This is a genomic window from Paludisphaera borealis (genome assembly GCF_001956985.1).
GTDB lineage: Bacteria > Planctomycetota > Planctomycetia > Isosphaerales > Isosphaeraceae > Paludisphaera > Paludisphaera borealis.
Window position 1 is genome coordinate 4,730,395 of record NZ_CP019082.1, and the last position, 11,692, is coordinate 4,742,086.

General features: G+C 67.7%; 8 protein-coding genes. 4 read left to right on the forward strand and 4 right to left on the reverse strand.

All coding sequences use genetic code 11. From position 1 onward, the window contains the following. Window positions 1-281: 281 nt before the first annotated feature. Both BSF38_RS18315 and BSF38_RS18320 read right to left on the reverse strand, forming a co-directional pair. Entirely contained in the window at window positions 282-2,648 is a 2,367-nt protein-coding gene (locus BSF38_RS18315; RefSeq protein ID WP_076347995.1) for a TRAFAC clade GTPase domain-containing protein, read from the reverse strand. A gap of 253 nt (window positions 2,649-2,901) precedes the next feature. Beyond that, a complete protein-coding gene (locus BSF38_RS18320; protein WP_076347997.1) occupies window positions 2,902-3,891 on the reverse strand; it encodes a hypothetical protein in 990 nt (329 codons plus the stop codon). A gap of 376 nt (window positions 3,892-4,267) precedes the next feature. On the opposite strand from BSF38_RS18320, the gene BSF38_RS18325 reads away from it, so the two are divergent. Further along, window positions 4,268-4,645 (forward strand): hypothetical protein, encoded by a 378-nt coding sequence (locus tag BSF38_RS18325; RefSeq protein WP_145952215.1) that lies wholly within the window; start codon window positions 4,268-4,270, stop codon window positions 4,643-4,645. After that, entirely contained in the window at window positions 4,632-5,249 is a 618-nt protein-coding gene (locus BSF38_RS18330) for a Shedu immune nuclease family protein (protein WP_076348001.1), read from the forward strand. The genes BSF38_RS18325 and BSF38_RS18330 overlap by 14 nt, the downstream gene beginning before the upstream one ends. Before the next feature lie 33 nt (window positions 5,250-5,282). On the opposite strand, the gene BSF38_RS18335 is transcribed toward BSF38_RS18330, so the two are convergent. Next, entirely contained in the window at window positions 5,283-7,262 is a 1,980-nt protein-coding gene (locus BSF38_RS18335; protein WP_076351103.1) for a hypothetical protein, read from the reverse strand. 515 nt (window positions 7,263-7,777) lie between these two features. Here BSF38_RS18335 and pyk point away from each other — a divergent pair. Both pyk and BSF38_RS18345 read left to right on the forward strand, forming a co-directional pair. Continuing rightward, window positions 7,778-9,289 (forward strand): pyruvate kinase, encoded by a 1,512-nt coding sequence (gene pyk / locus BSF38_RS18340; RefSeq protein ID WP_076351105.1) that lies wholly within the window; start codon window positions 7,778-7,780, stop codon window positions 9,287-9,289. Between the two features lie 145 nt (window positions 9,290-9,434). After that, entirely contained in the window at window positions 9,435-10,772 is a 1,338-nt protein-coding gene (locus BSF38_RS18345) for a Gfo/Idh/MocA family protein (RefSeq protein ID WP_076351107.1), read from the forward strand. 111 nt (window positions 10,773-10,883) lie between these two features. On the opposite strand, the gene BSF38_RS31410 is transcribed toward BSF38_RS18345, so the two are convergent. Further along, entirely contained in the window at window positions 10,884-11,588 is a 705-nt protein-coding gene (locus BSF38_RS31410) for a PEP-CTERM sorting domain-containing protein (protein WP_168189410.1), read from the reverse strand. Between the last annotated feature and the right edge of the window lie 104 nt (window positions 11,589-11,692).

Sequence of the window (11,692 nt, forward strand, 5' to 3'; positions counted from 1 at the left end):
GCCAAACCGCCGGGCACCGCCCCCACCTCGCCGCTCGGGGGCCGTCGAGGCGAGCGATCGGCCGGTTTCGGCGCGATCGAAGCCAAATCGGTTTGCGAAGGTAAAGGACTTGCGTGGCAAGGGGTTACGGCGAAAGAAAGGCCGGATCGGGGCGCGCGATCGAAGCCAATCGCCGCCGCGCGCGGGATGAGGAGGCCGGGCGCGGTTCGGTCGGGAACGGGCCGAGGGGGATGGGCGGAATCCGGCGCGAAGGAACCCAATTTGGGTGCGTCCGATCGCGGTCAGTCGGGCCTGGTGAGCGTGGGGACGGCGAAGTCGGATGAGAAGGTCAGGGAGGTTGCGCCGCCGCTGGCGAGTTTGATGGTTCCAGCGAGGATGCGCATGGCGAGGGGGTCGCCCTGGCGGCTGTGGAAGACGGCGAGTTCGCTGGCCGACCAGTCGTAGTCGATGACCCGGACCGTGATCGGGTCGCCGAACTTCCAGACGATGGGGCGGGGGAAGGTGGAGTCCCAGATCGGCCGGTACGAGTTGTGGATGATCGGCGAGGGGCCGTGGACCACGCCGCCGACCTCGATCGTCACGCCGAGGTCGGGGCCGCCGCCGCTGAGGTACTTGCCGACTCCCTCGCCGACCTCGCCGCGACGGAGGGTGACGCGGTACTCGCCGGGGACGGAGATCTTGTCCCACCAGTCGAGGTACGTTTTGGCGTCGTCGGCGAACCGGCCACCGGCGTGGTCGCGGAGGTAGTCGCGGAGCCGGCGGGCGACCTCGGCCACGTCGTCGGGGTGGGCGAGGGCGTGGTCGTACGCCTGGCGGTACGAGTAGGCGTCCCACTCGCGGAGGACCCGGTCGCGGGCCTCGACGGCCTCGCTGATGAACAGGCCGCCCGCCTGGTGGGCCTTCAGGTACTCCTGATACCGCTCGATCCGGGTCGCGAAGTTGGTCGGCTGGCGGGCCGAGTACTCGCGGGCGCGGCCGATGTCGCTCTCGTCCTGCTTGCGGACGTAGTCGTCGAGCCGGTTCTGGACCTCGGACCGATACGGGCTCTCGGCGTGCTCGTCCAGGAACCGCCGCGAGCGGTCGATCAGCTCGGCCAGCGAGGCGTTGGGGAGCGACTCGGAGCGGGCCAGGTCGTCGACCACCCGGCGCTCGGCGGCCGTCCGCCGCGTGGTCAACGTTTCCTTGAGGCTCTGCGCCAGCTTCAGCACGTCGGGCCGGCGGGTGGTGTCCGGGAACTCGCGGAGGAAGGCGTCGAGGGCCGCCAGCGCCGTCTCGGGCTGGTCGACGGCCTCAAGCGAGTTGGCTTGGGCGTAGACGTCCTTCCAGCGGTCGTCGTGGCGGACCAGCTCGCGAGCCTGCTCGACCTTGCGGATCGCCGGCGCGAGCTGCGGGACCTGGTCGCGAATCCCCGCAAGCCGGGCGTCGAGGTCCGGCGCGATCGTCCCGGCGGCCACCTGAACGTCGCTGGCCTTCACCGTCCATTCGGCCTTCTTGTTCGCGGCCTCGCGGGCGTAGGAAGGCATAAGGAATGGCAGAGCATGATGATGCGTCAGCCAGCCCGACCAGCGATCGGCGACGGCGGCGGCCGAGTTGCCGGGGTCGCGCTCGAAGGCCGAAGCGGTCTGGTATCCCCAGAAGTCGTAGCCGACGGCCAGGCTCACGACCGCCGCCCCGGCCGCCGCCAGCTTGCCCAGCCGCCTGAGCTTGCGACGACGTTCGAGCTGCTTCAGGCGGTCGCGGAACTCGTAGGTCCGGTTCGACCGGGGGTAGCGTTTCTCGTACGCGGTGAGGCAGCGATGGAGCCGGGGGAGGTCGTTGGGCGCGAGGTCCCAGAGCCACTCCATCTGGGAGCGGTCGCGGGCTTCGAGCTGCTCGGCGACCCAGCCGAGAGGGCCTTCGAGGCCCAGCGGGTGGATCTCGGACGGGGGCCGGTTGCCCGTCGAGCCGGCGCCGAACGAGCTGACGGCGAAGATCACGCCGTCGGGCGCGTGCTGGCGGAGGGCGTGGCGGGTCATCCCGTACTGCTGGTCGACCAGCTTCTCGACGAACGCCTCGGAGAACGGCGAACCGCCGTCGACGGTCGGCTCGGCCGTCGCCCCCTCGCGGGCGAGCACGCGGTCGAACTTGGTGAGCAGCAGGGCGACGGGCCGGTCGGTGCTGAGGTCTTCGGAACGCTCGATGTAGCGTTCGAGGAGCCCTTCGATCTCCTGCTGTCGACGGCGGCGCTCGGCCGGATCAGTCGAGCCCTCGGGGTCGAGGCAGAGCAGGACGGCGTCGCAGCCGGCGAAGAACTCCTGGATCGGCTCGTCGGTCCCCAGGGTGACGTGCTCGCCCTGGTAGTCCTTGACGATCAGCTCGAACCGGGCGGGGCCGTGGTAGAGCCGGAGGTTCAGCTCGGTCTCGGCGAGGGTGCCGGTCGTCGCCTGCCCCGACTCGATCTGGGCGATCTTCTCGGCCAGGTACTCGGCGCTTGGGGCGTCGGCCGCGGCCAGCCGGACCCCGGGCACCCGCCCGCCGGCCGCCTGGCGATAGAACATGGCCAGCAACGTCGTCTTGCCGACGTTGCGATGACCGAACAGGGCGATGCGCTTGGGCCCCGTCAGCCGGGCTTCGAGGGCGTCCAGTCGCGTGGTGCGGCGGTTTGACACGCTCGTGCTCAGTCCTTTTGCGTCCGAAGAAGGGCGTCCTGACCCACGGCGACGGCGGCCGACGACGTGTACTCGCCGCCCCTTAGGAATCGACAGGTTGACCAGCCGGAACCACCACGCCTTGGTAAATGGTTCGCTCGCCGTGCGGAATGATCAACCCCCGGCGAGTTTGCCGATCGACGCGACGGCTCCCGTTAAAGAGAGAGTACGAAGGAGGCGGCCTTTGGGTGCGGGAATTCGATCCGAAATCCGATCAGACCGAGTGCTTCAGCCGCCTCGCCGTGAACAGCCGGGCGACGCGGGTGAACGGCCAGAACATGATACGCAGGGGCATCCCGAAGATGACCAGCAGGGCGGCGACGATCACCGCGACGGCGGCGGTCATGCCGAGGTAGCGGAAGACGGGGAGGTCGAGGCCGTGGCGGGCGAGGGCCTGGCCGATCGACGCTTCGAGTCCCCGCGCCGCGCCGCCGCCGACGGCGGTCGCCAGGGTGATTCCCGCCTTGGCGAACTCGCGGGCGGCGTACTCGGTCGCCTGACCGGCGTAGTCGACGAACTTGTCGGGGTCCGCCATGAAGGCCGCCAGCACGCCCGCGGCGGCCAGCTTCTTCTTGTGCGGCAAGACCTGCGTCGTGAAGAACTCCCACCCCCCCTTGCCGGTCTTGCGCAGCACGCCGAGGCTTTCAGGGCCCTCCTTGACGAGCACCTCGGCCACGTCGTCGCCGAACGCCCGGACGGCGGTCAGCCCTTCGGGGCCGAGCTTGCGGACCATGGTCTCGGCCTCTTGCGGGTAGCGCTGGGCGATCCGGCGGGCCGATTCGCCCATCTCGACGACCACCCGCTTCTCGGCCGGCTTGAGGGCCGAGAACGACCGCAAGGCGTCGGCGTCGGTCGCCATGAGCTGGCTGAACCGGCTCTGGAGCAGCGTCTCGCTGGGGTGCTCGACCCGCCGCGCGGCCAGGGCCAGTTCGTCGGACCGCTTGACCAGCCGTTCCAGCCCCTCCTCGGACCCGTGGGCGAACAGCCGACCGGCCCCTCGGGCTTCGAGCCGCGCCGCCTCGCCGCCGTGCAGGACCGCTTTGCCCCCGCCGCGCGCCTCGACGATGATCTGCTGGACGACCTCGTCGAGCCACGAGAACGTCCCCGCCCGCGCCGGGGTCGAGCCCGAAACGACCGTCAGGCCGAGTCCGAGAATCAGCAAACCCAAGGTCGACTTGCGGTCGGTGGTGGAGAGCAGGCGCATGATTCCGATCCTTCTGAGGGTTTCGCGAGACCGAGCCGCCGCGAGGTATTCGCCCGAACCGCTTACTCTATTGTATCGTTCGATCGCCATTCGGACGTGAAGATCGATTGCTTGGGGAGCTTCGGCGCAGGGGCGAGGAGGCGGGAATCCAAGAGACGCGGCTGTGGAACAGCCGTCTCCACCATCCAGTATGCGCCGCGAATCAATGCCCCGACCGGTTTTCGAGGATTGGTTGCGTGCGAGCGTAGGAATCTCAACGGGTGCGCCCGTCGATTCGGAAACTTGGTGAACAGCCCTTCGAGCCGGGGCGATCCAGGTATAGAATGAATGATCAGTAACGCGCGGAGTCGCGATCGCATGCGGCGGGAGAGTGCTTATGTCCAGTAAAAAGCGGTTGGAGGTCGATCGACGCGTGGGGATCGCCCTGAGCGCCCTTTCGAGCTCGCAGCGCGAGGCGGTCGATCGCGTGCTCCATTCGCCGCAACGGTTCGCCACGCACGTCGCCTCTTCGGCCGACGTGCGGCTCGTCAAGGATGGCGAACCTCGACTCTACTGCCTTCGGGTCACTCCCAACCTTCGTTTGTTCTATGAAGAGGGCGACGAGGGATTCCGCGTGGTCGACCTGGTGGATCGCGCGACCTTGAAGCGGTTCTCGCCGACGTGGGCCGAGAAGGCGCCCGCGGGCGGGGCCGCCGGCCGATCGAAGGCGGTCAAGAAGAAGGTCGGCGAACTCGCGAACCATGAAGACTCTTGAGAAGATCGATCTCGACATCGCACAATGCAAGAGTGACTTGGTCGAGTTCAAGAACCTGCTCGACGGGAAATCCGCGCTCAGCGAACGGAAAGACATCCTCCCGTTCTTCAAGAGCCACAAACATCTTGCGGCCTTGATCGGCTCGTATAACGCGAAGATCAACCAGTTCGACCGGATCGGCAACGAGTTCATCCTGTTCGGCGATTATTCCTGCGACCTCGTCGTCGGCGACTCCGCGAGCCGCCACTTCTGCTTCGTCGAATTCGAGGACGCCTCGCCGACCAGCGTGTTCACCCGAAAGAAGGGTAAGAGCACCCCGGAATGGTCGTCGCGCTTCGATCACGGCTTCAGCCAGATCATCGACTGGTTCCTCATTCTCGACGATCAGAGGCGAACCGGCCTCCACAAATCGAAGTTCGAGGTCGACGTCATCCAGTACATCGGCCTGCTCGTCGTCGGACGTCGAAAGGACCTCGACGACGCTCAGCACGAGCGCATGGTCTGGCGCAGCGAGCGCGTCTCAGTCGCGGGCCGGCAGGTCAATTGCATCACTTTCGACGAGCTTTACGAAACCCTGGCCTTGAAGATCAAGATATTCGGATAGATACCGAGCCGTCGGCGCCAACCTGATGTCGCCTCACGATCCCGACGGGCTCTTGGGTCGGCGGGAGGCGAGGTGCTCTTCCATCTTCTGGAAGCCGAAGACGCCGACGCCGGCCTGGGCGAACTGGGCGGCGACGTATTTGAGGCCGCGGTCGGCGGGGATCTTGAGGGTCAGGTCGACCCCTTCGCGGAGTAGATGGACGGGGTTCCAGAGGCTCAGCCGCAGGCCGGCCTTGGCGCAGAGCGGGCGGGCCGTCGCGGCGAGCTGGGCCAGAGTCATCCGGGGGAGGGCCTCGGGGGTCCGGCGCATCAACTGGTAGACGCCCCCGGCGGAGCGGACGGTCCACCATCGCGACAGCCGACGCGCGGCGAGGTCGCCGGCTTCCGTGCGCGCCAGGCCCTTGGCGGTCGTCGGGGCGGCGGCCTCGATCAGCTCGCGACCGGCCGACCGGGCCGACTCGCGGACGGCCGCCTTGACCTCGGTGCGCGCCGCCTCGACCGCCACGGCCGCCTCGGGCTGGATCGCCGCCAGGCTGAGGACGTCGGCCACGACGAAGCAGCCGTCGAGCAAGGCCCAGGCCGCTTCGCCGGTCGTCGGCGACTGGCCGTGGCGGAGCACGTTGCCCAGGTGCAGCATGTCGTACAGCGGCAGGAACTGGTAGTACCGAAGCTCCTGGTCGCTCAGGCTCGCCACCCGCTCCAGGCCGTCGGCCTGGATCATCCGGATGACCGTCTGGCCGTCGTCGCCCGAGAGGGAAAGCGCGGTCTTGGCCAGCGATTCGGTGAACGACCGCTGGGGCTTCGATTGGAGCAGGGCGAGGGTCTCGGGCCCGGCGTCGGCCTGGGCGATCGGCGGGATGATCGCGCCGCCGTGAAGCCGGAGGATCTCCCGGAAATCCGGGTCGGTCGCGTACTTGTCGAGCATCGCCAGGGCCATCGCGCCGTGGTCGCCGAGGGCCGCGACGGCCTGATTGCGGAGGGTCGGGTCGGCGAAGTCGCCGAACACCACGTCCGCGGCGTCGGGCCCGGCCTTGGCGAGCGCCTTCTCGCCGCTCGCCCCGAACTCCACCGCCAGCCGCAGCGCGTTGGGGCTGCCGCCGACCTCCCGCACCAGCCCGACCGCCTTGACGTGCCGCAGGTGGCGGGCCACGGTCTCGGGCCGATGGGTCTGGAGCAGCTCGTCGACGTAGTCCGTGTTCACCCGCAGCAGGATCAGGCTCTCGTCGAGCGTCGTCGCCGCGCCCAGGGCCTCAAGCACCGGCCCGTACAGGCTCACCAGCGCGAAGCCTTCGAGGCCGTACCGTCGGAAGGCGTCGACCGCCAGCGTCGGGTGGTCGTCGATGGTCCGCAACGCCGAGCGGACGTCGGCGGCGCCGTTCTCCAGACTGATGAGGCTGAGGATCACCAGGTGATCGACCAGGGCCGATTCGTCGGTCTGGTGAGCGGCCATCAACTCGGCGACGCCGGCCGGCTCGGCCAGGATCAGGGGGAGGGCGCTGGGATACTTCGCCGCCATCCGGCGTTGCAGCGGGGTCAGACCTTGCAGCTCGGCGATCAGGAGCTTGCGGTCGGTCTCGTCGGCCCGCTTCATTCCGAAATACTCGCGCCAGTGCAAGAGCAGGTCGGCCGCCGCGTCATCGCTCAGCATGTCGCGGAGCCGGCGGAACTCGGTCGGGTGCTTCTCGAACAGGAAGACGGCCTCAAGGTCGAGCCGGTCGAGCAGCTTCAGGCCGCGAAGTCCGTCCGATCGCTCGATCGCCACGGCGTTCCGCCGGTACCGCTCGACCGTTCGGGCCACCAGCTCGCGATCCTCGGCCGGCGCTTCGCGATACCGGGCTAGCAAGTCGTCCTCGGGCGAAGGGCTGGACGCGGCTTCGCCGCCGACCGGCGCGCGGGCCGAGACGTCGACGCCGGCCGTCCCGGAGCGGTCGGTGACGGCGACGGGCCGGACCGCCAGTTTGGCCAGCACACCGAGAGCCGCGAGCAGGGCGACCACCGCGAACGTTCGTTTCATCGAAGGAGGCGTCCCCGTGGTGAAACCCGCCAAGGATCGGCGGGGGCGACCGGGTCGATTCACGTTGCGGAAGATTCAAAGGGATCGTCACGCACGACGCTTCGTGACGGTCGGTCGATCGGACGAAGGCTGCGGTGCTTATCGGATGGATGAAGAATCGCGGCGGGTCAGCCCTCGCTGTGCATACCCCTTTAATTGTCCGTGACGTTCCTTGATTCGTCAATTCCGACCGCCCAATTCATCGGCCCTGCGACCGTCTCAACCCGCTCGCGAATCCCCCGCTGAAAGCGACCTCCGCCCCTCCCCGTTCCTATTGTACGAACCCCTCAAGGGGGCCGAACGCGACGATTGAGCCGGTTGCGGCAAGGATTCGGAACGGGTGCGTGGGTGAATCGAAAGGGCGGAAAGCCTGTCACGATGTGGCCGATGCCACTAGAATCAGGATTCAAGGTACGATGTGAGGAATTTAATTAAAAGCGTGCATTGGTGGGTTGAAGTTGGATCTGGGGGTCTTCATGGTCGGGAATCAGGTCGAGCCGATGGGCAAGGTGCGGACGAAGATCGTGGCGACGGTGGGGCCGGCCTCGCGTGATCCGGCGATGTTGCGGAGGTTGGCCGAGGCGGGGGTGGACGTCTTCAGGCTCAACTTCTCGCACGGCACGCACGACGAGCACACCGCGACGTACGAGGCGATCCGCGAGGTGAACCGGGTTTTGGGGCGGCGGATCGCGGTGTTGCAAGATCTGTGCGGCCCCAAGATCCGCCTGGGGCCGATCGCCGGCGACGTCGTCGAGTGCGAGCTTGACGCCGAGTTCACGCTTTCGAAGCGGCCGGGCGCGACCGACGACCCGCACCAGCTGACCTGCACTTATGAGTCGCTGGCCGACGACCTGGAGGTCGGCCAGAGCATCCTGTTCGCCGACGGCGCCGTGGCGATGGACGTGGTCGAGCACCGGACCGGCTGGGTGCGGCTGAAGGTGACGCTGCCGGGGCGGATTCGATCGCATCAAGGGATCAACGTCCCGGGCGCTTCGCTGAGCGTCTCGGCGTTGACCGATAAGGACCTGGCCGACCTCGAATGGACGGTCGGTCGCGAGGTGTCGTACGTCGGGCTCTCGTTCGTCCGCCAGGCCGCCGACGTCACGAGGCTGCGGGCCGAGCTGGACAGCCGGGGCAGCCGCGCCCGGATCGTCGCCAAGATCGAGAAGCCGCAGGCCGTGGCCAACCTCGAATCGATCGTCGCCGAGGCCGACGCCGTGATGGTGGCGCGGGGCGACCTGGGAGTCGAGATCGACGTCGCCAAGGTCCCCGCCGTCCAGAAGCAGATCATCGACGCCTGCCACCGGTCGGGGATTCCGGTGATCACGGCGACCCAGATGCTCAACAGCATGGAGTCGTCGAGCCGGCCGACGCGGGCCGAGGCGACCGACGTCTTCAACGCGGTGCTCGACGGCACCGACGCGGTGATGCTCTCGGGCGAGACGGCCATCGGCGCCTATCCGATCGAGGCGGTCTCGACCATGAGCCAGATCGCCCACGAGGCCGAGAACCTGATGTTCACCCAGTTCCGGTCGGGCGCCCCCTGGACCTGGTCGGTGGCGAACTGGCCCGGGCTCTACGCCGACGACGAGCCGCGCCGGACCGTCTCCCGCGCCGGACAGGTGCTGCCGATCACCGAGGCGGTCGTCGCGGCGGCCAGCCAGGTCAGCCAGCGGCTCCGCGCGGCGTTGCTCGTCGTCGCGACCCACTCGGGAAGGACCGCCCTGGCCCTCTCCAAGCAGCGCGGCTCCACCCCGATCCTGGCCCTCACCGACGACGTCGAGGTCGCCCACGCCATGTCGCTCTACTGGGGCGTCACCCCGTTGCACAACCCCGATCTGTTCGACACCGGCCAGGTGCTCGCCTTCGCCGACGAGTGGTGTCGCGAGCGCGACCTCATCGACACCGGCGACCGCGTCGTCGTCGTCCGCGGCGTCCTTCCCGCCAACCCCAGCCACAACGCCATCCTCGTCCACGAGGTCGAATGACCGCGTCGGGCCGCCGTCCGTCCCCACCGCCTCCTTGAGCCGAGGCGGCGGCTGGAGTATGGTGCGGAATGTTCAACGCCTTCGCGGCCGGGCGGCGTCCAGCCCCGGCGAGGCCGTTTTCCTCAACCTCTCGGGAGACGCGGACATGTTCGTTCGGACTGGCGGCAAGCGGCGTGATTTCCTCCGGGTCGCGGCGTCGAGCGCGCTCTTGGCCCCCTTGAGCGCGCCGGCGGGCAAGGCTCTGGGCGCGGAGTTTCGATCGAAGAACGAACGGCCCGGGCTGGCCCTGATCGGCGCGGGGGGGCAGGGCAAGGGAGACGCCATGGGCGCCTCGCACTTCGGCGACTTCGTCGCCGTCTGCGACGTCGACAAGAACCACGCCGAGGCGGCCAAGGAGCATCATCGCATCGGCAAGGGGAAGGCCGAGTCCTACGGCGACTACCGCAAGGTCCTCGACCGCAAGGACGTCGACGCCGTGATCGTCGGCACGCCCGACCACTGGCACTCGAAGATCACCATCGACGCCATGAAGGCCGGCAAGGACGTCTACTGCGAGAAGCCGCTCACCCTGACCATCGACGAGGGCAAGAAGCTCTGCAAGGTCGCCAAGGAGACCGGCCGCGTCCTCCAGGTCGGCACCCAGCAGCGCAGCGACCATAATAAGGTGTTCCTCCTGGCCGTCGCCCTGGTCCGCTCCGGACGCATCGGCAAGATCAAGAAGGTCACCGCCGCGATCGGCGACGGCCCCACCGGCGGCCCGTTCGCCAAGGAGAGCGTCCCCCCCGAGCTGAACTGGGACATGTGGCTCGGCCAGGCGCCCAAGGTCGATTACATCAAGCAGCGCTGCCATTCCGAGTTCCGATGGTGGTACGAGTATTCCGGCGGCAAGCTCACCGACTGGGGCGCGCACCACGTCGACATCGGCACGTGGGCGCTGGGCATGGAGAACACCGGCCCCAGGACGATCGAGGTCGTCAAGGGGGAGTTGCCCGTCGAATTCAAGAACGGCTACCCGACCGTCGCCGACCGGTTCAACACCACCACCCACTTCCTCGTCCGCGCGACGTTCGCCAACGGAATCCCCCTGGAGATCCGCGACGACACCGAGAACGGCGTGACCTTCGTGGGCGAGGGGGGCCGGATCTTCGTCACCCGCGACCGGATCGACCTCGACGGCGGCGCCGTCGGCGCGCTGTATAAAGACCCCGTCTCCGACTCGCTCCTCCGCGAGCTTCGCAAGGGCAAGCCGCTCGACGGCCACATGGAGAACTTCATCAAATGCTGCGGCGACCGGGGCACGCCGGTTTCCGACGTCTGGACCCATCACCGGGCCCTCACCACCTGCCACCTGGCGAACATCGCCATCCGCCTCGGCGGCCGTAAGCTGACCTGGGACGCCGAGAAGGAACAGATCGTCGGCGACGCCGAGGCCGACGCCATGCAGACCCGCCCCCAGCGCGCCGGCTACGAAGTGACCGCCTGACCTGAGCCCGGCCCTTCCAGTACGCCAACGAAAACGGGCGGCCTCGACCTGGAGACAAGGTCGAGACCGCCCGTGGCGAATCGTGCCGAGGTTTTGCGGGGGTGACGCCGATCAGGCGACGGCCTTGCGGCGGCGTCGCAGACCGACCAAGCCCATCCCGGCGAGTCCGACGACCGCCGACACGATGCTGGCCGGCTCGGGGACCGAGCCATACGAGGTCAGGGCGATCAGGTTCTGGTAGTGGTCGTTGGCGTTGACGACGAAGAGCGTTGCGTTGGTGCCGCCGTAAGCCGTGTGAGAATTGTAGTTGCTGAACGAGGTGTACTGGTTGTACAGGTTGTCGATGCTCGTCGTGGCGTACCGGTACATGAACTTGGAGTCAATCGTGTCCCAGATGGCGAGGGCCATCGCGGATTTCTGGTCGGCGGTGGTGGCGGAGAATTGGGTCAGGAGATACGCCAACCGATTGCCGACGTCGCTGTAGCCTGAGTTCGCGAAGTAGGGACTGGCATTGGTGACGCTGCTCAGCGGCGAAGTGGTGGTCGCGTGGATGGTGTCGGGGCCATTACCCACTGAGATGTTGAGCGAGACGCAGTACGCGTTGAAAGCCGAGCCTCCAGGACTGATCGGCGTCTCGGTGAACGCGCCGGCGGTGGTGCTCTGCCACGAATTCTGCCCGGTGTACTTCACCTGGACGCTCTCGCCCCCCTGAAACGTGCTCGAGAGGGTCACTGATCCGGCCTGCGCCTCAAGCGCCCCGGAGAGGCCGAAAAGAACCATACCAAGGAGGGTCTTCTGCAACAGTGATTTGATCATGCGATTCCCATGTGTAGACAAGAGTGTGTGAACCAAGTTGCTTGCGTCGTTTGCTTCCCCCTTGTAACGAGGCCGACAAGCAGGTTGGGACATGCATGTGGTTG